The organism is Notoacmeibacter sp. MSK16QG-6 (assembly GCF_024158145.1).
Lineage (GTDB): Bacteria > Pseudomonadota > Alphaproteobacteria > Rhizobiales > Rhizobiaceae > Notoacmeibacter.
On sequence record NZ_JAMYXM010000001.1, the window covers coordinates 1,023,384 to 1,043,751 of the forward strand.

Below are 20,368 nucleotides of genomic sequence, written 5' to 3' on the forward strand. Positions count from 1 at the left end.
CTCATGGGAGTGGATGTGGCAATCGAAGTGGCCGGCGTCGAGGATCGCGAGGCGCTTGAATCACTGATCGGCCGTTGTTACGCGGAAGTCTATCCGGGCTGGTATGAGGCGGACATTCTGGAAAATGCCTTGCCGGCCATGCTGAGAATCGACACCCGACTGCTCGAAAGCGGGCGGTATTTCAAAGCTCTGTCGGACGGACAGATCGTCGGATGCGGCGGATGGAGCCATGCGACGCCAGGCACGGGCGACAGGGTCGCGGCAACAGGCCATGTCCGACATTTCGCGACCGACCCCGGCCAGATGCGCACCGGGGTAGGCAGCGCCATCCTGCAACGCTGCGTGGAGGACGCGATGGAAGCGGGCATGACGCGGCTGCAGTGCTTCTCCTCGCTGCCTGCCGAGGCCTTTTACGAGCGCCAAGGCTTCGAGCGGGTGCAGGAGGTAACGGTCATGCTTGGAGAGAGCATCCCGTTCCCCGCCATCCTGATGCAGCGCGTGCTGGTTTAACCCAGTCAGCGACGCTCAGATCCATTCTTTAACGGCAGGAGCGCGCTCGGTGCTGTCGCCGGAATTGGGCTCACCCTTCGGTTCGATGAGGAGCACCTTGACCTCTTCTTCGGCCACGGGTCGGTGCTCGATTCCCTTCGGAACAATGAAAAGTTCACCTGGGCCAACGCTAATCGTGCGATCCCGGTATTCCATCGTCATCTTGCCCTCAAGGACAAGAAAGAAATCATCGGTTTCGGCGTGGGAGTGAAAGGGAAATTCGCCCTTGAACTTTACCACCATTACGTCATTGCCGTTATATTCAGCGACGATCTTCGGCGACCAATGTTCACTGAATTGGGCGAGCTTTTCGTTGAGATTGACAGCCTTTACCATGGTGCGATCCAGACTAGCTTTCAACCGAACGGGAACTTGCCGCCGCCCATGCCGGGCGGCAAGCCAAGGCCGGCCGTCATCGACTGGGTCTTTTCCGCCATGGCCGTTTCCAGCTTTGTGCGCGCATCGGCATGTGCGGCGACGATGAGATCCTCGAGAATTTCACCCTCGCCCTCCTTCATCAGGGAAGGGTCGATGGAGAGGCCTTTCAGGTCGCCCTTACCGCTCAGCGTGACCGAGACGAGCCCGCCGCCCGACGCGCCAGCGACTTCCATTTTCTCCACTTCGTCCTGAAGTTCGGCCATTTTGGCCTGCATCTCCTTGGCCTTGCTCATCAGGCCCATCAGGTCTTTCATGGCGCGCTCCGTTCTGCTGATTTCGTTGCCTGGCAGATAGAGAGCGAAACGCCTCTTCGCCAGTGGGCGGCTGGCTAGGTTTCAAAATCGTCTTCATCGTCGAAGCCGGCGTCTATCGCCGCCTGGGCTGCGGCATCGACATCGATCTCGTCCAGTTCTTCGGGCATGTCGCTTTCCGGCATCCGCACATCGACGATTTTCGCGCCGGGGAAACTCTGCAGGATGGCCGCGACGGTCGGATCTAGGGCTGCTTCGCCCAATGCGGTTTCACGGGCAGTCTGCTCGTCCTCCGCCAATGTCCGCCCGCCGCCCTCGCGGCTGGTCGATATGGTCCAGCGTTCTCCCAGCCACTCATGCAGCTTGTTCTGCATATCGAAGACAAGGGTTGCCGGCGCGCCTGCATCGAGTTGGACGGAAATGCGCCCAGGGCCGAAGGAGACCGGACGGACGAAGCGTTTCACATGACCGCGAAAAACCGGATCGCGATGCGTTTCCGCCAATTTGATAATGTCGGCGATTGAGGCGAGCGGCGTGAATTTCGGGGTTTCGACCTGTTCAGCTTCGGGAGTCGCAGCGGCCGGTTGAGCGACGGGCGCTGGCTGGCTGGCAACAAGGCGCATGGTCGGCGCAGGGCGCGCCTGTGTCGGTGTTGCCGCGGGCTGACCAACGGCCGTCGCGTTGCCTCCGACAACAGCGCGCGCGCCGCCGCCATTGCCCGCCGGCCCGTTCTGCCCGGAAGCCGGCGCACCGTTCTCAGCCATATCCTGCGCCATGCGGATCGCGTCATCAAGATTGGGCAGGTCGGCGGCATGGGCAATACGAATGAGCACCATTTCGGCAGCCGCCACGGGACGAAACGCATTCTGCACCTCGCCGATGCCTTTGAGCAGCATCTGCCAGGCGCGACTCATGGCGCGGACGCTCATGCGCTGCGCGAAAGCGGTGCCGCGCTCGCGCTCTTCTTCAGAAAGAGAGGCATCGTCCGCGGCTTCCGGGACGAAGCGCAGACGGGTGACGAGATGGGTAAATTCGGCAAGATCGGTCAGGATGACCGCCGGGTCGGCGCCAGCGTCATACTGACTGCGGAACTCGCCAAGCGCCGCCGGCAGATCGCCGCTCATCAGATGTTCGAACAGATCGATGATGCGCGCCCGGTCGGCGAGGCCCAGCATAGCGCGCACGGTCTGCGCCTCGACCTTTCCGGCTGCGTGAGCAATGGCCTGATCGAGAATGGAAAGGCTGTCGCGTACCGAACCCTCCGCCGCGCGAGCGACCATGGCAAGCGCTTCTGGTTCGATCTCGACCTTTTCGAGCGCCGCGATTTTCTGCAGATGCTGAACAAGCGTTCCGGCATCGACGCGGCGCAAATCGAAACGCTGGGTGCGCGACAGGATGGTCACCGGCACCTTGCGGATTTCCGTCGTGGCGAAAACGAATTTGACGTGAGGCGGCGGCTCTTCCAACGTTTTCAGCAGCCCATTGAAGGCAGCCGTGGAGAGCATGTGCACCTCATCGATGATAAAGACCTTGTAGCGCGCCGATACCGGCACGTAGCGGACCTGCTCGATGATCTCGCGAATATCGTCGATACCGGTATGGGAGGCCGCATCCATCTCGATCACGTCGACATGGCGGCCTTCCATAATGGCCTGGCAGTGAACGCCCATTTCCGGCAGTTCGATCGACGGTTTATCGACCGTATCGGTCTCATAATTCAAGGCGCGCGCGAGGATGCGAGCCGTCGTCGTCTTGCCGACGCCGCGCACGCCGGTCAGCATCCATGCCTGGGCGATCCGGCCGGTCTTGAAGGCGTTGGTGAGCGTGCGGACCATCGGCTCCTGGCCGATCAGGTCAGAGAAATCGCGCGGGCGGTATTTCCGCGCCAGAACGCGGTAGTTCTCATCCTTGCCGGTCTGCTGGCTCAATTCCGGCAGGTCACTCATCGATCACGCCTCATCCAAAGAAAACCCGCACCATATATGAAGCCATCAGATGCGATTATCAAACATAGCAGGCACCACGAAAATGTCTCCCTACAATTGACGGAAAGGCACAAATACGTATTTTTAGAAAAATGCCATCAGGATTTACTTGCATGATACATAGAATATTTTCTTTTTATAGAAATTATTTGTCTGACCTTCTTGCGTTTATGGGCGTCATTTATGCAGTGGCAACTTTTTTGTACCCAGAATTACCAGCAGAGATTAAAGGATCCCTACGCCGGGATGTGTACGTAGCCATAAGTAAGACGTGCTATTCGGAAGGCGCATTCGTAGACGCCAGCCCTCTGGATTTTGGAAACGGTTTAGCCATCACCGACTACATCGCCATCGAGAATAAGATTGCGGCAACCGACCGAAGCGGGGTGAAATCTTACAGTCGACCCGATTACGATAGCAAATATTTCATCGTTGCTAGAGGAAGTGCGTTCCGCATAGCCTCAATTGCCGAATATAGATGTTCGAACGGCAAGAGCAGCCTCTTCGCAAAGGGCAAATACTTGAACTAGTCGGGTGGGAGACTGGCACGATGACCCGCGCCGGAACCTCGTTGGGGCTGCTTCCTCTCGGACCTGACCCGGTTGGCGAGTGGTGCGTCCACCACCAGCCTCCCACGGTCCATATCATCAATCATCGAAGGCTTTGCAAGTTCGTCCGTTCGATTTTGGCCGCAAAAAAGCGATTTGCCAGACAGACGCCTTGCTTCCGACCCAGAGTTCACGTTTCAATACACCCCGAAGAGGGGGACAAGCCTTTATGCTGACTTTCAACCGGCACAGCAGCTTCGAAATCGACAGGACGCTCGAAGCCGACAGCCATCCGATTTGTTGGCTGGGCCTTTGCGAACTGCGCCTGATCGACGACCGGCGCTGGCCTTGGGTTGTCCTTATTCCACAGCGGAACGGCATCACCGAACTGCATGAACTGACACCTCTCGACCAAACCATGATGACGTTCGAAACCAACGAGGTGGCCGCCGCACTTTGCGCGATCAGCGATTGCGACAAGATCAATCGCGGCGCGCTCGGCAATATCGTTCCGCAACTGCACTATCATATCGTCGCAAGAAATGCGGGCGATCCCAACTGGCCCGGTCCGGTTTGGGGCTACGGCGTTCGCGAGCCATACGGTTCGGAAGAGCGGATCGCATTCTGCGACCGCCTCAAGCAGCAGCTTACGCAGAGTTGAGCCTTCTGCCTGACGATTTCTGGCCGCTGGCGGAAGCCAGCAGGCAGACCGGCTTTTCGCGCAATTCGATCGAAAGGCGCTCGGAACATCGTACAGAAGAGCTGGTGGCCGAAGCGCTGGCCGATCCCAACGCGCTGACACTCGTCTTCAATCACGACGGCCGCCTTCTCTTCGATCCGGCCGGCTCGCCTTGGCAGCCGCGGGAGCAGGTGGAGCATTTATCGGCGCCCGGATATTCCCAGCGTCTGCTTCTCGGCTGGATGGACGGCACGCCCCGCCACGCGCTTCAGAGATGCGACACGGCTGACGACCCACCCGATCCGTACAAGGCCATCGACGTCCGCTCCATTTACGCGCAAGGATTGCTCATTCCGGCGGACGAAGGCGCGCTCGGCCAGGCCCGATCGCTGCTCAACTGGCATGGTGGGCACCGCCATTGCGGCTTTTGCGGCCATGCCACCGAGATAGCCGGAGGCGGGATCAAGCGAGCGTGTCCCTCATGCGGACGTGAAGTTTTTCCCCGCATCGACCCGGTCGCGATCATGCTCGTCACGGATGGCGAGCGGGCACTTCTGGGCCGCAGCGCGCATTTTCCGGAGGGCATGTATTCGTGCCTGGCCGGCTTTGTCGAACATGGCGAAACGCTGGAAGACACGGTGCGGCGGGAAGTCTTGGAGGAATCGGGCATCACAGTCGGCGCGGTCCGCTATCACGCCAGCCAACCCTGGCCCATGCCCCACACATTGATGATGGGCTTTTTCGGCAAGGCCCTGTCGTCGGAAATTCAGTTCGACGAGACCGAACTGGCGGACTGCCGCTGGTTCAGCCGGGACGAAATGATCGAGGTGCTGTCCCGCCGCCCGGCCTATCAGAGTACCGAGCCGAGCCTGCCAGGCGGGACATCTGCGCCACCCCGTGGCGCAATCGCCGCCCGGTTGATGGCCGATTGGGTCGCTCTCACAGCCCATTGAGCGTGCCGGCCAAACGGAAACCCTATCTCGTCTCGGAGCCGTCTTCTTCGATTCCGAGGCCGTCCATCAGGTTTTTGCGGCTTGGATGGGCTTTATAGACGCCGAGAATATTAAGCTCGTCGGAAAAGAAATCGAGTTCTTCCAGCGCCAGAGCGACATTCTCGTCGTCCGGATGGCCTTCAATGTCGGCGTAAAACTGGGTGGCGAAGAAGCTGCCATTGAGCTGGTAGCTCTCCAGCTTGGTCATGTTCACGCCATTGGTCGCGAACCCGCCCATGGCCTTATAGAGCGCTGCGGGAATGTTCCGCACCCGAAAGACGAACGTCGTCATGATGGCGGTGTCGTCCTGCCGCTCGATCTGGTCTTCGCCCGTCGAGAGAACCACAAAGCGGGTGACATTGTTATGGGTGTCCTCTACGTCGCGCGCCAGAATATCCAGACCGTATAGCTCTGCTGCCAAAGCCGGGGCCAGCGCGGCGCGAGTCCGATCATTGCTGTCACGAACCTCGCGCGCCGCACCCGCCGTGTCGCCGGCCACCATGGGCGTCCATCCATTGCTTCGGATAATATTGCGGCATTGGCCGAGCGCATGGATATGGCTGTGGACGGTGCGGATGTCATCCTTCGCCGCGCCAGGAAGCGCCATCAACTGAAAGCGGATCGGCAGAAACCATTCGCCGACAATCTGGAGCCGCGAATTGGGCAGAAGATGATGAATATCGGCGACGCGTCCGGCTATGGTGTTTTCGATCGGGATCATGGCCAGATCGGCAGCGCCGCTCTCAACCGCCTGGAACGCCTCCTCGAAGGTGGGGCAAGGCACAGGCTCCATATTGGGGAACATTTCCCGGCACGCCTTGTCGGAATTGGCGCCCCTTTCGCCCTGAAACGAAATACGGCCCTGTCGCGGATCCATCGTCCTATCCTCTGCCAGATCGAGCAATACGGCGGCGGGCTTCGTCCAGATCGGCAGGCGTGTCAACGCCGAGCGGCACATCGTCGACGATGGCCGCGTCGATTCGCATCGCCGCTTCCAGTGCACGTAACTGCTCCAGCCTTTCGCGCTTTTCGAGCGCTGAACGCGGCAGGGCGACGAACCGCGCCAGTGCATCGCGGCGATAGGCGTAGAGACCGATATGATGATATCGCGTCCCCTCTCCCCAGGGCGCGGTGGCCCGCGTGAAATAGAGTGCGCGCAGTCTGCTATCGCTCAACGGGCTGCCGACGATCTTCACCACATTCGGATTATTCATCTCCGCTTCATTTGTGATGGGCGCGCCGAGCGTACCGATCGCGACGTCCGGATCGTCGAGAAGTGCGAGGGCGCTTTTCACGATGGCGGGGTCGAGAGTCGGCAGATCGCCCTGAACGTTGACGACGATCTCGACCTCTCCCGTCGGATCGAGCTTTTGCAGCGCTTCGAAGATGCGATCCGATCCAGAAGGATGCTCTGTCGACGTCATCACCGCTTCGAAGCCGGCGCTTTCAACGGCTGCGCGAATTTCCTCATCATCCGTCGCAACCGCTACCCGGCCAAGTCCTGCTGCCGCCGTCCGTTCCGCCACATGGACGATCATCGGGCGACCGCAAATATCGGCCAGCGGTTTGCCCGGCAGTCTGCTGGCTGCAAGGCGAGCCGGTATCAAGGCCATGGATGTCATAAACGGGCAACCTTTCCACAAGCGCGCTTTGCCTTCGACCAATGTCGGCGCAACGCCGCCCTTATATGTGTTGCAAGGGACAGGCAAAAGACATAGTTTCCGCCGCGAACCGGGCCGGGGCGGTCCGGAACAAGCCTGACCGGCTTGCTCGCAGTGCCTTTCGGGGGAGTTGTCGAAGGGGTAGCGGCCTAGGCTGCGCAACGCATTGCGGGAGCGACCTTCTAGGAGCCTGGAGTTTCATGGACTCTTTTGAACTGAACAAGATTGTCGGCGGCCTTCTGGCCGCAGTGTTCGTTGTTTTCTCTATCGGTCTCATCTCCGACGCCATCTTCCATGAAGAAGTGCCCGAACAGGCAGGCTACGTGATCGAAGCCGCCGAGGAAGGCGAAGGCGGGGACGCCAGCGGCGGAGAAGCCGAGACAGTTTCGATCGCGGCGCTCATGGCCGATGCCGATCCCGCCGCTGGCGAGAGCGTCTTCAAGAAATGCGCAGCCTGCCACACCATTGAAAGCGGGGGCGCCAACAAGGTCGGCCCCAATCTCCATGGCGTGGTTGGCCGGGCCATCGCAGGCCACGAAGGGTTCTCTTATTCCGAGGCTTTGAAAACCTATGGCGGCGAAGTCGGTGAATGGGACTTCGAGCATCTCAATGCCTTTCTGCTGAAACCGAAGGATGAGGTGCCGGGCACGGCAATGGGCTTCGCCGGCCTGAAAAAGGACTCCGACCGCGCCAATCTCATTGCCTGGATGAACGAGCAGTCCGACAGTCCTCTGCCGCTTCCTGAACCGGAAGCTGAGAGCGACGAAGGTGGCGAGCCGGCGGCCGATGCCGCGGAAGCAGACGGCCAGCCGCAGGCTGAAGGCGCAGCGGACGCCGAAGGCACAGGCGACCCGGACGGTGCAGAGCCTGCCGAAACCACCACCGAAGCCGCCCCGTCTTCGGAAACGGCCCCCGCTGACACGCCGACGGCCGTCGAGGGGACAGGCGAACCGCTCGACGGATCGGCCGAGACCGGTGAAGAAGGCTCTGCAGCAGATGAGCCGGCTGCCTCCGGTGACGCGGCGGCGACTGAAAGTGACGCGACCGGCGCGGAAGCTTCGACTGCAACGGAAGCAGAGCCGGCCGCCGAAACGGACTCGTCGAGCGAGACGCCGACCGATGCCGATGGCGAACCGTTGACGGAAGAAGAGCTTCTGCGGCGTCGGCAGGCCAACTGATCGGTTCGGCAACGACGCTTCGAAAGGTGTTACCTTTCCGCTTTGTCATGCAGACATCATGAAAAAGCCGGCTTCTGGCCGGCTTTTTTATTGCCATTACATCTGTCTGCCCTCCCTTATTGCTGATGCGATGGCCTTTCGGACATCATCGCAGACGGGACGGGTGGGCATCATCGTCAGGGAGCGGAATGCATGACAGAGAGATGGCGGCACAAAGATCGGCGGACAATCAAGGGGTTCGAAGGCACGAGTCTCGACCGCCGTTCGCTTTTGATCGCGGGAGGTTGTGGCGTTGCTTCGCTGGCTACGTTCGGCCTGCCGTCAGACGCCCTTGCGCAAGCCGAAACCATCGCCAATCCGGCTCTGCCGGCGGCCGATATTCGTGAGGCTCTGCCGTGGCATCATGCGACCACTCTGCTCGGCGAGCCGAAATATGAAGAGGGCTTCGACCATTTCGCCTATGTCAATCCGGGTGCACCGAAGGGCGGGGTCGTCCGTCAGGGTTCCATCGGCAGTTACGACAGTTTCAACCCGATTGTTCCGAAGGGCGAAGTCGGCGACGGTCTTGGGCTAATCTACGAAACGCTATTCACGTCCGCTCTCGACGAACTCGATATTTCTGCAATGTACGGCCTCCTGGCCGATGCCATTCGATACCCCGATGATTTCTCATGGGTGTCTTACCGAATGAACCCTGACGCCCGATGGCACGATGGCGAGCCCGTCAAGGCGTCGGATGTGATCTGGAGCTTCAACAAGCTCAAGGAACTGCACCCGCAATATCGCTTCTACTACGCCAATGTGGTGGAGGCGGTGGAGAGCGCGCCTGGCGAAGTGACATTCCTGTTCAATGAACGCAATAATCGCGAACTGCCGCACATTGTCGGGCAGGTCCTGGTCCTGCCCCAACATTGGTGGGAGGGCGAAGATGGGAATGGGCGGAAACGCGACATCGCATCGACCACGCTGGAGCGACCGCTTGGCAGCGGGCCCTATCGGATCGGAGCTTTCAGCGCCGGGCAAACACTGGTCTATGATCGGGTTGAGGACTACTGGGGCAGGGATTTGCCGGTCAATGTCGGGTCCAACAATTTCGGCCAGATCCGCTATGAGTATTTCCGCGATCAGGTGGCGATGATCCAGGCTCTGAAAGCCGGCAAGCTCGACTTTCGCTCCGAAAACAGCGCCACGACCTGGAATACCGCCTACACCGAAAACCTCTTCCCAGCCCGGCGAAAAGGCTATGTCGACCTGAAGATCGTGCCGGACAAGGCGTCCGGCGTCATGCAGGCTTTCGTGCCCAATATGCGCCGCAAGAAGTTTCAGGATTCCCGGGTGCGCCGGGCCATCAGCTATTGTTTCGATTTCGAAACGCTGAACCGCACGATCTTCTATGGCATGTATCTGCGCCCAGACAGCTTTTTCGCGGGCACCGAACTCGCCTCCAGCGGGCTGCCGCAAGGCATGGAACGCGACATACTGGAAAAATACCGCGCCGATCTGCCGGAATCGGTTTTCACCGATGTCTTCACGAACCCCATTGGCGGGTCCAATTCGGCCATGCGCAAAAATCTCCGTATTGCGCTCGATCTCTTCAAAGAGGCCGGTTACGAACTGCGAAACCGTCGCCTCGTGAACGCGCAGACAGGCGAACCTTTCGGTTTCGAGGTGCTCTACGCAAGCGAAAGCTCGGCACGCGTTATTACGCCGCTTCAACAGTCGCTGCGCCGGCTGGGCGTCGACGTCTCGTTGCGGCTCATGGAACCCAATGCCTATCTGGAGCGCATCAGAAATTTCGACTACGACATGATTACCTCGGCCTGGGGGCAATCGCTCTCGCCGGGCAATGAACAGCGCAACTATTGGGGCAGCGGCTCCAAGGATACGCCCGGTTCACGCAACTACGCCGGTATTGCCGATCTCGGCATCGACGCGCTGATTGACGAGGTTATCTTCTCGGAGACGCGGGAGCATCTTGTGGCCGCGACACGGGCGCTCGACCGTGCGCTTCTGCATCACCATTATGTGATCCCGCAATTGTACTATCCGTTCGACAGGCTGATCGTCTGGAACCGGATAAAAGGCCCCGATCCCTTGCCGGAATTCTCTGTCGGCTTCCCGACCGTCTGGTGGGAGGATCAAGCCAATGCCGAGGCTATCGACGCGGGGCTAAAAGATCTGCCCGAACCGCCGGAGCCGCCAGAGGATGGCTGATCGCAGCGGATTTCAAGCCACTCGCCGTTCCGTCCTGACCGGCGCGGCGGCTCTATCGATCGCGCCCCTCCTGCCTCGTACGCTATTTGCGGAAACACCTCGCGATCAGCCCCTTCACGGGCTATCGGCTTTCGGCGAACTAAAATACGGGCTGGATTTCACGCATTTCGATTTCGCCAATCCAGATGCACCGAAGGGCGGACGCATTTCGTTTCAGGCTCCGAACTGGATCGGCAATCAAAGCACGAGCGGCTTCGATACCCTCAACATTTTCGTGCTGCGTGGCATCGGCGCGCCGCGGCTCGAACTTACCTATGATAGCCTGATGACGCCGGCACCGGTAAATACGATGGCGGCTGCTGTCGACGAGCCGGACTCGATCTACGGTCTGCTGGCTGAAAGCGTGACCATTGAGGAGAATGGAAAGCGCTATCGCTTCCGTTTGCGCCCAGAAGCGCGATTTCACGATGGCACCCCGGTGACGTCAGCAGATGTCGTCGACAGCTATGAGAGGCTGCAGGATTCCGCGACCCACCCCTATTTTTCGCTATCGCTGACGCAATTGGCGGCAGTGGAAGCCAATGGCGAGCACGAGGTCAGTCTGGTCTTCTCCGGCGTGCATAGTGAGCGCACGATCCTTTCGGCGGCTGCTCTGCCAATTATCGCGAAGTCCTTCTGGAACGACCACCCCTATGACGGCTCCCAGCTTGTCGCGCCGCTCGGCAGCGGTCCATATCGCGTCGGGCGAATGCGCGCCGGCACATTCATCGAATATGAGCGCGATCCGGACTATTGGGGCGCCAACCTTCCTGTCCGTCGCGGGCTCTACCATTTCGATGTGATCCGCGTGGAAACCTTCCGCGACCACACGCCCGCCTTCGAAAGCTTCAAGAAGGGCGAAACGCTTTACCGCGAAGAGTTTTCGTCCCAACGCTGGGCGCAGCAATACGATTTTCCGGCGCTGCGGGACGGTCGCGTCGTCAAACGCGAAGTGCCTGAAGAGGAAGTCGGCAGCTTCCAGGGCATGGCGATCAATCGTCGCCGGGCAAAGTTCGACGATCTGCGGACACGCCAGGCGCTCGATCTCTGCTTCGATTTCGACTGGATGAACCGCCAGCTTTTCTTTGGCCAGTACGAGCGCACAGCGTCCTTTTTCCACGGCTCGGAATTTGCTGCGGAAGGACCGGCAAGCGAAGCGGAACGGGCGCTGCTGGAGCCGTTTGTCGACGAGTTATCCGATGCAGTGTTCGGCCCACCGCCACTGCCCGCCAAGACCGATGGATCGGGTCAGGACCGCGCAACCCTTCGCGAGGCGGCGCGTCTGTTGAAGGAAGCAGGCTGGACGAGAGGCTCCGATGGTTTGGTCGTCGATGAAAAAGGCCAGCGCCTGACTGTCGAATTGCTCATCGATACGCAGGGTTTTGTCCGTATCCTCGAACCGTACAGCCAAAACCTGCGGCGCATCGGAATCGATGCTTCGGTCCGGTTGATCGAGCCGACCCTCTTTGAGAGGCGTGTCCGCGAATATGATTTCGACTGCACCATTCAGCGGTTGAGCCATGGCGCAACGCCAAGCGACGACGACCTAGCGCTCATTTTCAGCAGCGACGCCGCCGAAGCAAGCGGCACGCAAAACCTCTCCGGCACCAAGAGCACTGCGGTCGACGCCATGATCGCCGCAGCTGGAAAGGCCGAAAGCCGGGACGAACTGCGCACAGCACTACGTGCGTTGGACCGTGTGATGCGACATCGGCAGGACTGGGTTCTGAACTGGTCCTCACCCAATCACCGCGTTTCCCACTGGGATGTGTTCGGCTATGGAGAGAAACCGCCATTCGGATTCGCTGTTGAAGCCCTATGGTGGTGGGAGGACGCAAAGGCCGAAAAGCTCGGTCTGGCATACGGAAAACCGTCCGGCGATAGAGCCGGCGTGAAGAACGAGGAGTAAGGCCAAATATGGGTGCTTACATTCTGCGGCGTCTGCTGCTGATGATCCCGACCCTCTTCGGTATTATCGCCGTGGCGTTCGCCGTGGTTCAGTTCGCGCCCGGCGGACCTGTTGAACAGGTCATCGCCCGCGTGACAGGCCAGGGCGACGGTGCAATGGACCGCTTGTCCGGCGGTGGCGGCGATATGGCCGGCGGCGGGCAAAGCTTCGATGGCGGCGGCGATGTCGGCAGCAAATATCGCGGCGCGCAGGGCCTCGATCCGGAATTCATCGCCGATCTGGAGCGCCAGTTCGGTTTCGACAAGCCCTGGTACGAGCGCTTTTTCGGCATGGTCTGGGACTATGTGCGCTTCGATTTCGGAGAGAGCTATTTCCGTGATGTAAAGGTCATCGACCTCATCATCGAGAAGATGCCGGTATCCATATCGCTCGGACTCTGGCTGACCCTAATCTCCTACACTATCTCGATTCCGCTCGGTATTCGTAAGGCGATCAAGGATGGCACCGCGTTCGACACCTGGACCAGCGCCATCGTCATTGTCGGCTACGCCATTCCAGGCTTTCTGTTCGCGGTTCTGCTCGTGGTTCTGTTCGCCGGCGGCTCGTTCTTCGATCTCTTCCCGTTAAGGGGACTGACGTCGGACAATTGGGACCAACTCTCCTGGCCGATGAAGATCGTCGACTATTTCTGGCATCTTGCCCTGCCGCTGACAGCCATGGTGATGAGTGCGTTCGCGACGACCACTTTGCTGACGAAGAACAGCTTTCTCGACGAAATCCGAAAACAGTATGTGACGACGGCCCGGGCCAAAGGGCTCACCGAGCGCCAAGTGCTGTATGGGCATGTCTTCCGCAACGCCATGCTGATCATCATTGCCGGCTTTCCCGGCGCATTCATCAGCGCCTTCTTCACCGGTTCGCTGCTGATCGAACAAATTTTCTCGCTCGATGGGCTGGGACTTCTCGGCTATGAGAGCATTCTGAATCGCGACTATCCGGTCGTCTTCGCCAACCTCTTCATCTTCAGCCTTATCGGCCTTCTCGTCAGCCTGATCTCCGACCTGACCTATACCTGGGTCGATCCCCGCATCGATTTCGAGCGGAGGGACGTGGCATGACCGATACCGACCTGGTTTATGAGGAGGTCGAAAAGGCCCGCGCCGTGCGCCGACCGTTCCTGTCGCCGCTCAATCAGCGGCGATGGCACAATTTCAAGGCCAACCGGCGCGGCTATTGGTCACTCTGGATTTTCCTGATCCTGTTCGTTCTGTCGCTCTTCGCCGAATTCATCGCGAACGACCGGCCGATCGTCGCGTCCTATCAGGGCGAATTGCTGTTTCCCGTCGTCGTCGACTACCCGGAAGAAAAGTTCGGCGGCTTCTACGCCACGACCGATTATCGCGATCCTTTCATCGCCGAGGAGATCGAGGCCAATGGCTGGATGATCTGGCCCCCGATCCGCTACAACTACCAGACCGTCAACCGGGAAATTCCCGAAGGTACGCCCGCAAAGCCGTCGTGGATGTATGACGAGGAGACGCGCTGCAAGCTATATCCTGGGGGCGTCGACGATCCGCAATGCCGGCTCGGCAACTGGAACTGGCTCGGCACCGACAATCAGGGGCGCGACGTTCTGGCGCGCTCGATCTACGGATTTCGCATCTCGGTTCTGTTCGGCTTGATCCTGACGCTGTTTTCAGGGGTCATCGGCGTCGCAGCGGGCGCGGTGCAGGGCTATTATGGCGGCTGGATCGACCTGATCTTCCAGCGCTTCATCGAGATATGGACCTCGATTCCCGTTCTCTACCTGCTGCTGATCATCGCCGCGGTTTTGCCGCCCGGGTTCTGGATCCTGCTGGGCATCATGCTCCTTTTCTCGTGGGTCGCTTTTGTCGGGGTCGTCCGTGCAGAATTCCTGCGCGCGCGCAACTTCGAATATGTAAACGCGGCGCGCGCACTCGGGGTCGGCAACAGAACGATCATGTGGCGGCATCTGCTGCCCAACGCCATGGTGGCGACATTGACCTTCCTGCCGTTCATTCTGAACGGGTCCATCACCACACTGACCAGTCTGGACTTTCTCGGTTTCGGCCTGCCGCCCGGCTCTCCATCGCTCGGGGAACTGCTCAGCCAGGGCAAACAATATCCCGGCTCGCCATGGCTAGGCCTGTCAGGCTTCGCGGTCATATCGATCATGCTGTCGCTGCTGATCTTTATCGGTGAAGCCACGCGCGATGCGTTCGATCCACGGAAGACCTTCAAGTGATGTGGCGTGCAGAAGGTAGAACACTTATATTCATTCTACCAAGGAGGCTGCGATGGGACTGAATATCAAGGATGAAGCGGTCGTCGCGCTGGCCCGGAAGCTTGCAAAAGCAACAAACGACACCATGACGGGCGTAATCCGCAAGGCTTTGGAACGGCTAGAGGCGCAACGCGGGGAGGCCGAGGAGCATGCGGTCGAAGAGCGATTGCGGCAAATGGATAAGGCTGAAGCAGAATTTCCAAAATTTCGACCGGGCGCCACGAGCGATCATTCCGAATTTTATGACGAAAATGGCATGCCTGCATGATCGTTGATGCTTCAGCCATACTGGCGATTCTGCTGCACGAGGAGGAGCGACAGGTTTTCCGCCGTCTGATCGCTTCCGAAAGTTGCCGTCTGAGCCCCGTCAATCTATGGGAAGTCGCGGCGAAACTGGAGCGCGAGGCCGGTCAATCTATCGATCTAAGCGTTTGGCTGGACGCAAGCCAAATCGCAATCGAACCCATTACCGCGCAACACGCCGAAACCGCCATAGAAGCACGGCGGCGTTACGGAAAAGGGGAACATCCCGCGAGACTGAATCTCGGCGACTGCTTCGCTTATGCACTCGCCAAGACAACGGGTGAACCTCTTCTCTTCAAGGGCGACGATTTTCGCCAGACCGATATCGAGGCCGCCGCTTGAAAATGACCTCCCCTCTTCTATCCATCCGCGATCTTTCCGTCGCCTTTCATCAGGGCGGCAAGACATCCATTGCCGTCGATCATGTCAGCTTCGACATCGCAAAGGGCGAGACGGTTGCGCTGGTGGGCGAATCCGGCTCCGGCAAAAGCGTTACCGCCAATTCGGTGCTCAAGTTGCTGCCATATCCGTCCGCCAGCCACCCGTCCGGTGAAATCCTGTTCGAGGGAACCGACCTTCTGACGGCGAACGAGCCGCATCTTCGGCAGGTGCGCGGCGACGATATCGCCATGATCTTTCAGGAGCCGATGACCTCGCTCAATCCGCTTCACACGATTGAGGAACAGATCGGCGAGACGCTAACGCTGCATCAGGGCATGAGCGACAAGCAGGCGGCAGAACGGACCCTCGAACTCTTGCACCAGGTCGGCATTCGCGAGCCGGAAAAGCGCCTTGCCGCCTATCCGCATCAGATGAGCGGTGGCCAGCGACAGCGCGTCATGATCGCCATGGCGCTCGCCAACAAGCCTAAACTGCTGATCGCCGACGAGCCGACAACGGCGCTGGACGTGACCGTGCAGGCGCAGATCCTGGAACTGCTGGCGGAACTGAAAGAGAAAGAGGGTATGAGCATGCTGTTCATCACCCACGATCTCGGCATCGTCCGGCGCATTGCGGACCGGGTCTGCGTGATGACCGGCGGCAAAATCGTGGAAGAGGGACCGACGCGGCAGATTTTCGAAGATCCGCAACACGCTTATACCCAGCATCTTCTAGCGGCCGAACCGAAGGGCCGGCCACCCAAGGCCGATCCGACCGCCAAAGTCGTGATGGAAGGCGACGACATCAAGGTCTGGTTTCCGATCAAGGAAGGCTTCTTTCGCAAGACGGTCGATCACGTGAAGGCGGTGGACGGTATCGATGTGACGGTCAAGGCGGGGCAGACGCTTGGCATTGTCGGGGAATCCGGTTCCGGCAAGACGACACTCGGCTTGGCGCTGGCGCGCATGATCCGCTCCGACGGCACGATCGATTTCAGCGGCAAGCGTATTTCGGATCTTGGTTTCAAGGAGATGCGACCGTTGCGCTCCGATTTGCAAATCGTGTTCCAGGACCCCTACGGCTCGCTTTCGCCGCGCATGAGCGTCTCCGACATCATTGAGGAAGGAATGAAGATTCACTTCCCGAAGCTCGGCCGCGAGGAACGCGACGCCAAGGTCGTCGCCGTTCTGGAAGAGGTCGGGATCGATCCGGCGACCCGCTTCCGCTATCCGCACGAATTTTCCGGCGGTCAGCGCCAGCGCATCGCCATTGCCCGCGCCATGGTGCTGGAGCCACGCTTCGTGATGCTGGACGAGCCGACCAGCGCGCTCGACATGAGTGTGCAGGCGCAGGTGGTCGATCTCCTGCGCGATCTGCAGAAGAAGCACAATCTTGCGTATCTCTTCATCAGCCACGACCTGAAGGTGATCCGCGCGCTATCGAACGAGGTCGTTGTCATGCGGTTCGGCAAGGTGGTGGAGTACGGTCCCGCCGAAGAGATTTTTGAAAATCCGAAGACCGACTATACCAAGGCGCTGCTGGCGGCAGCCTTCGACATTCGAACCACCGACGCCGCCGTCGTCAACGAATGAGCGGGAACGTACCGGGGGCCGACCGCCCAGCGCGGACGACCATAGCCGAAGAAATCGTTCTGCATGAAGGCTACCGGATACTCACCCGGTTTCGAAACAGCCATGCAGAGCCGGATGGCTCGCAAAGCAGCGAGGAAACGCGCGATCTTCTGATGGCGGGAAGGGTTGTCGGCGTCATCGCGCATGACCCGACGTCCGACGAACTCGTGCTGATCCGCCAGTACCGGCTCGCCGCGCATCTTCAGACCGGTAAAGGCGATCTCGTCGAACTCGTTGCCGGCGGCGTCGAGGACGGCGAGGACGCTGAAACCAGCGCCTCCCGCGAATTGAAGGAAGAGACCGGGCTGGAAGCCAAGCGCATCGTCCATCTCTTCGACATTATGCCGACGCCCGGCATCTGCACCGAACTGGCGCATTTCTACTACGCCGAGGTCGACGCCTCGAAGCTGCCCGAACGCGCAGGCGAGGACGACAATGAGGCAACCTTCCCCTTCGCTCTATTTACCGACGAAGCTATTGCGCTGATCGATAGCGGCGGTTGCGTCAACGGGTTTCTCAATCTCGGCCTGCACTGGTTCGCGCGGGCGCGGGCTGAGGGGCGGCTCCCTCAATCGTGATCGATCCGACGGGGAAGAAAAGGGGCCGAAACCCCCTTCCAGTTCTCAAAGCTGTTGACCACCAGAAGCCTCGATCCGCATTCCGTTTATCCAGTTGCGCTCCGAGAGCAGCAGGCTCGCCACGGCCGCGCCGATATCGTCGGGTTGGCCAGCGCGGCCCATCGCTGTGGTCTCTGCCACCATTTTGTTGATCTCAGGATTGTCACGCACCGCGCCACCACCGAAATCGGTCTCGATTGCACCCGGCGCGAACGCATTGGCGGAGATGCCGCGGTGGCCGAGCTCTTTGGCGACGTAGCGAACAAGTGTATCGATCGCGCCTTTCATCGCGCCGTAGGCAGCATAGCCTGGCAAAACAAAGCGGCTAAGGCCCGATGACACGAAGAGCAGGCGTCCGCCATCGGCGATCTGGTTCAGCAGGGCCTGGGTCAGCAGATACGGTGCGCGTAAATGAACGGCGTATAGGCCGTCCAATTGCTCGGGCGTCGTGTCGGCAAATGTTACCCATTCGCCATAGCCCGCATTGTTGACCAATCCCGTCAACGCCTCATGGCCGAGCGATGCGGTCGTCTCCCGGACCTTTTCGGCAAAGGCCGCGTAGTTCTCGCTGTCGGTCACATCGAGTTGCAGCGCCGCTGCCTTGCGGCCGAGCGCCTCGATCTCGGAAACCTTGTCGGCGGCCTGATCTGCGCCGGAGCGATAGGTCAGAATGATGTCTGCACCGCCCTTTGCCAGATGGGTTGCCATGGCCGCGCCAAGACCGCGATTTCCGCCTGTGATGAGAAAAAGTGGGGTTGTCATAAGAACGCTCCGTTATCTGTTGCGATGAGCCGTGACCTAGGCCGCCGCGGCCGCAAAGACCTGCCTCATTCACCGGAAAGCTTGCCAAATCCTCCACAATCGCCAATTCCCTATTGCGATCCGCCTCCACGGAGTCTTTGGTCGCGCCATGGCTGATACGATCAATCTCTTTCACCAGACCCAGGCTTACGCGATACGTAAAGGATTAGGATTTACGCCGGCGCCCTTGCCCGTGCCGCGCCTGTCCATTCTTTATTCCGAAGCGCCATCCGAGATCTCGCACACGATCTACGATCCTGTCTTCTGCCTGGTTCTGAGCGGCGAGAAACGTGCCGATTTCCACGGCATGCCGGCGATTTTCGCCAAAGGTTATGGTCTTGTCGTCTCGCTCGATCTGCCGGCGACAAGCTGGATCACGAAGGCCTCGCCGGACGCGCCATATCTTGCATTGGCTGTCGAACTCAGAATGGCAGTGCTTCGGGAACTGGCGCGCGATCTGCCGAACGAGCGAGATGAAGACCCTGTGTCTGCCCTCGCCAGCGCGCCGGTCTCCGCGCCGCTGACGGATGTCATGACGCGGTTGGTCTCCTTGCTCGACCGACCGTCCGATCGCGACGCCCTTGCCCCGCTCTATATGCGGGAATTGCACTATCTTCTCCTGACCAGCCCTCAAGGCGCCATGCTGCGGCGGATGGCGCGGGCCGACAGCGATGCAGGTCGGATTGCCGATATCGTGGCGCATCTGCGCGCTCATCTCGATCGGCCGATGCGCGTCGACGATCTGGCCCGGCAGGCAGGCATGAGCGCGACGGTCTTCCATCAGCGCTTCAGGGAGATCACCGGTACGACGCCGATACAACTTCTGAAGCAGCTTCGCCTGCTGGAAGCGCAGCGTACGCTGCGCGCGGGTCAGGCCAATGTCACACAGGCGGCGCTACGGGTCGGCTATGAAAGCCCCTCGCAATTCAGTCGCGATTACAGCCGAATGTTCGGCCTCACGCCCCGCACCGAGCGGATCGGCGTGGTCAGTGGATGATGGAATAGTGGGAGGCGCGCGTCGGTCTGAGAGCCTCAATATCAATCGTGCGTCAGAGTTTCTTGAAAGAAAGCTAACATCGCCTTCCATGATCTTTCTGTGGCGAGCTGACTATAGAACATGCCCTGTTCGGGCATCTGTGCAGCGGGGTTTGTATAGGAATGGCCCGTATGTCCAAACGCCGCCAACTGCCAGTCGTCGCATTTCGCGGTCAATTCGGCGGCCAACGCCAAAACTGAATCCGGCCTCGACAGCGGATCATCCCAACCATGCAGGATTAAGATCGAGGGAACGATTCTGGACGTGGTATTGGCCGGCGGGTCGTATACACCGTGAAACGAGACGGCTGCCCGAAATTCCTGACCTGTCCTTGCCAAGTCGAGAATGGCCTTTCCGCCAAGACAAAAACCAATCGCTCCAACCCGGTTCGGATCAACGTTATCCTGCCGTTTCAGTTCGTCCAGCGCGGCAATCATGCGCCTTGCAAAAACATCTCGATTGGCATTCAGTTCTGTCATAAGAGCGTTCGCTTCGTTGCTGTCGGTGGCACGCTTGCCATCACCGTAGTAATCCGCAGCGAGTACGATATACCCTTCTGCCGCCAGTTCCTTCGCTCTCTCTTCTTCGAACGAACCGAGGCCTCCAAACGCATGCGCGATCAATATGCCAGCTCTTGGCGCTGCATACCTATCATCGCAGAAGAGCTTGCCCAAAAAGCTGTCGTGGCCATCGGTATAGCGGCAAGGCTGGATCATTATCATTTTTTCGTACCCCGATAGCGAATCGATTCTGATAGTTCTGTCCTGTGGCAACATCCAATAAAAGTAAGTATATCTGGAGCGTCACGCGTTCGCTGCACGCCATCAGACAGCCGTGCCAGACGATTTCGC

21 protein-coding genes and 1 other RNA gene are annotated in these 20,368 nt (G+C 59.6%); 14 read left to right on the forward strand and 8 right to left on the reverse strand.

What is annotated here, in order from left to right; all coding sequences use genetic code 11:
* The first annotated feature begins 9 nt into the window (after window positions 1-9).
* Window positions 10-510 carry a GNAT family N-acetyltransferase gene (locus NIM86_RS04840; protein ID WP_253379627.1) on the forward strand — a complete coding sequence of 167 codons (501 nt, stop codon included), beginning with the start codon at window positions 10-12 and terminating at the stop codon, window positions 508-510.
* 15 nt (window positions 511-525) lie between these two features.
* Here NIM86_RS04840 and NIM86_RS04845 read toward each other — a convergent pair whose 3' ends face one another.
* The 3 genes from NIM86_RS04845 to NIM86_RS04855 all read right to left on the reverse strand — a co-directional run bounded on the left by NIM86_RS04845 (window position 526) and on the right by NIM86_RS04855 (window position 3,184).
* Window positions 526-885: a cupin domain-containing protein gene (locus NIM86_RS04845; RefSeq protein WP_253379629.1), complete on the reverse strand. Its 360-nt coding sequence runs from the start codon at window positions 883-885 to the stop codon at window positions 526-528.
* Window positions 886-905: 20 nt separating this feature from the next.
* The gene (locus NIM86_RS04850) at window positions 906-1,241 is read right to left on the reverse strand and encodes a YbaB/EbfC family nucleoid-associated protein (protein WP_253379631.1); all 336 of its coding nucleotides are present in this window, start codon (window positions 1,239-1,241) and stop codon (window positions 906-908) included.
* A gap of 74 nt (window positions 1,242-1,315) precedes the next feature.
* Entirely contained in the window at window positions 1,316-3,184 is a 1,869-nt protein-coding gene (locus NIM86_RS04855; protein WP_253379633.1) for a DNA polymerase III subunit gamma/tau, read from the reverse strand.
* Window positions 3,185-3,372: 188 nt separating this feature from the next.
* Here NIM86_RS04855 and NIM86_RS04860 point away from each other — a divergent pair, with 188 nt between their 5' ends.
* Window positions 3,373-3,753 carry a hypothetical protein gene (locus NIM86_RS04860; protein WP_253379635.1) on the forward strand — a complete coding sequence of 127 codons (381 nt, stop codon included), beginning with the start codon at window positions 3,373-3,375 and terminating at the stop codon, window positions 3,751-3,753.
* Between the two features lie 4 nt (window positions 3,754-3,757).
* Here NIM86_RS04860 and ffs read toward each other — a convergent pair.
* Window positions 3,758-3,856: signal recognition particle sRNA small type (ffs, locus tag NIM86_RS04865), an RNA gene on the reverse strand.
* A gap of 144 nt (window positions 3,857-4,000) precedes the next feature.
* On the opposite strand from ffs, the gene NIM86_RS04870 reads away from it, so the two are divergent.
* Both NIM86_RS04870 and nudC read left to right on the forward strand, forming a co-directional pair.
* On the forward strand, window positions 4,001-4,432 hold the full coding sequence (locus NIM86_RS04870) for an HIT domain-containing protein (protein ID WP_253379637.1): 432 nt from the start codon (window positions 4,001-4,003) through the stop codon (window positions 4,430-4,432).
* Window positions 4,429-5,403 (forward strand): NAD(+) diphosphatase, encoded by a 975-nt coding sequence (gene nudC / locus NIM86_RS04875; protein ID WP_253379638.1) that lies wholly within the window; start codon window positions 4,429-4,431, stop codon window positions 5,401-5,403. Before NIM86_RS04870 ends, nudC begins: the two co-directional genes overlap by 4 nt.
* Window positions 5,404-5,425: 22 nt before the next feature.
* Here nudC and NIM86_RS04880 read toward each other — a convergent pair whose 3' ends face one another.
* Together NIM86_RS04880 and NIM86_RS04885 are read right to left on the reverse strand one after the other, a co-directional pair.
* A complete protein-coding gene (locus tag NIM86_RS04880) occupies window positions 5,426-6,319 on the reverse strand; it encodes a prephenate dehydratase (protein ID WP_253379640.1) in 894 nt (297 codons plus the stop codon).
* Between the two features lie 4 nt (window positions 6,320-6,323).
* Window positions 6,324-7,064, reverse strand: coding sequence for a 3-deoxy-manno-octulosonate cytidylyltransferase (locus NIM86_RS04885; protein ID WP_253379643.1), 741 nt, complete (start codon window positions 7,062-7,064; stop codon window positions 6,324-6,326).
* 239 nt (window positions 7,065-7,303) lie between these two features.
* Here NIM86_RS04885 and NIM86_RS04890 point away from each other — a divergent pair, with 239 nt between their 5' ends.
* The 9 genes from NIM86_RS04890 to NIM86_RS04930 all read left to right on the forward strand — a co-directional run bounded on the left by NIM86_RS04890 (window position 7,304) and on the right by NIM86_RS04930 (window position 17,641).
* On the forward strand, window positions 7,304-8,281 hold the full coding sequence (locus NIM86_RS04890; RefSeq protein ID WP_253379644.1) for a c-type cytochrome: 978 nt from the start codon (window positions 7,304-7,306) through the stop codon (window positions 8,279-8,281).
* A gap of 192 nt (window positions 8,282-8,473) precedes the next feature.
* Window positions 8,474-10,495, forward strand: a complete 2,022-nt coding sequence (locus tag NIM86_RS04895) for an extracellular solute-binding protein (protein ID WP_253379645.1) — start codon at window positions 8,474-8,476, stop codon at window positions 10,493-10,495.
* On the forward strand, window positions 10,488-12,443 hold the full coding sequence (locus NIM86_RS04900) for an extracellular solute-binding protein (RefSeq protein WP_253379646.1): 1,956 nt from the start codon (window positions 10,488-10,490) through the stop codon (window positions 12,441-12,443). Before NIM86_RS04895 ends, NIM86_RS04900 begins: the two co-directional genes overlap by 8 nt.
* An 8-nt stretch (window positions 12,444-12,451) precedes the next feature.
* Complete coding sequence (locus tag NIM86_RS04905; RefSeq protein WP_253379647.1) at window positions 12,452-13,561, forward strand: microcin C ABC transporter permease YejB; 1,110 nt, start codon at window positions 12,452-12,454, stop codon at window positions 13,559-13,561.
* The gene (locus tag NIM86_RS04910; protein ID WP_253379648.1) at window positions 13,558-14,709 is read left to right on the forward strand and encodes an ABC transporter permease; all 1,152 of its coding nucleotides are present in this window, start codon (window positions 13,558-13,560) and stop codon (window positions 14,707-14,709) included. The genes NIM86_RS04905 and NIM86_RS04910 overlap by 4 nt, the downstream gene beginning before the upstream one ends.
* 52 nt (window positions 14,710-14,761) lie before the next feature.
* On the forward strand, window positions 14,762-15,016 hold the full coding sequence (locus NIM86_RS04915; protein WP_253379649.1) for a type II toxin-antitoxin system VapB family antitoxin: 255 nt from the start codon (window positions 14,762-14,764) through the stop codon (window positions 15,014-15,016).
* Window positions 15,013-15,393, forward strand: a complete 381-nt coding sequence (locus NIM86_RS04920; RefSeq protein ID WP_253379650.1) for a type II toxin-antitoxin system VapC family toxin — start codon at window positions 15,013-15,015, stop codon at window positions 15,391-15,393. Before NIM86_RS04915 ends, NIM86_RS04920 begins: the two co-directional genes overlap by 4 nt.
* A 2-nt stretch (window positions 15,394-15,395) precedes the next feature.
* On the forward strand, window positions 15,396-17,024 hold the full coding sequence (locus NIM86_RS04925; RefSeq protein ID WP_253379652.1) for an ABC transporter ATP-binding protein: 1,629 nt from the start codon (window positions 15,396-15,398) through the stop codon (window positions 17,022-17,024).
* On the forward strand, window positions 17,021-17,641 hold the full coding sequence (locus NIM86_RS04930; RefSeq protein WP_253379654.1) for an NUDIX domain-containing protein: 621 nt from the start codon (window positions 17,021-17,023) through the stop codon (window positions 17,639-17,641). The genes NIM86_RS04925 and NIM86_RS04930 overlap by 4 nt, the downstream gene beginning before the upstream one ends.
* 45 nt (window positions 17,642-17,686) lie before the next feature.
* On the opposite strand, the gene NIM86_RS04935 is transcribed toward NIM86_RS04930, so the two are convergent.
* Window positions 17,687-18,442 (reverse strand): SDR family NAD(P)-dependent oxidoreductase, encoded by a 756-nt coding sequence (locus NIM86_RS04935; RefSeq protein WP_253379656.1) that lies wholly within the window; start codon window positions 18,440-18,442, stop codon window positions 17,687-17,689.
* A gap of 148 nt (window positions 18,443-18,590) precedes the next feature.
* Between NIM86_RS04935 and NIM86_RS04940 the strand changes: the two genes are divergently transcribed.
* Window positions 18,591-19,478, forward strand: coding sequence for an AraC family transcriptional regulator (locus tag NIM86_RS04940; protein ID WP_253379658.1), 888 nt, complete (start codon window positions 18,591-18,593; stop codon window positions 19,476-19,478).
* Between the two features lie 41 nt (window positions 19,479-19,519).
* Here NIM86_RS04940 and NIM86_RS04945 read toward each other — a convergent pair whose 3' ends face one another.
* A complete protein-coding gene (locus tag NIM86_RS04945; RefSeq protein ID WP_253379660.1) occupies window positions 19,520-20,239 on the reverse strand; it encodes a dienelactone hydrolase family protein in 720 nt (239 codons plus the stop codon).
* Between the last annotated feature and the right edge of the window lie 129 nt (window positions 20,240-20,368).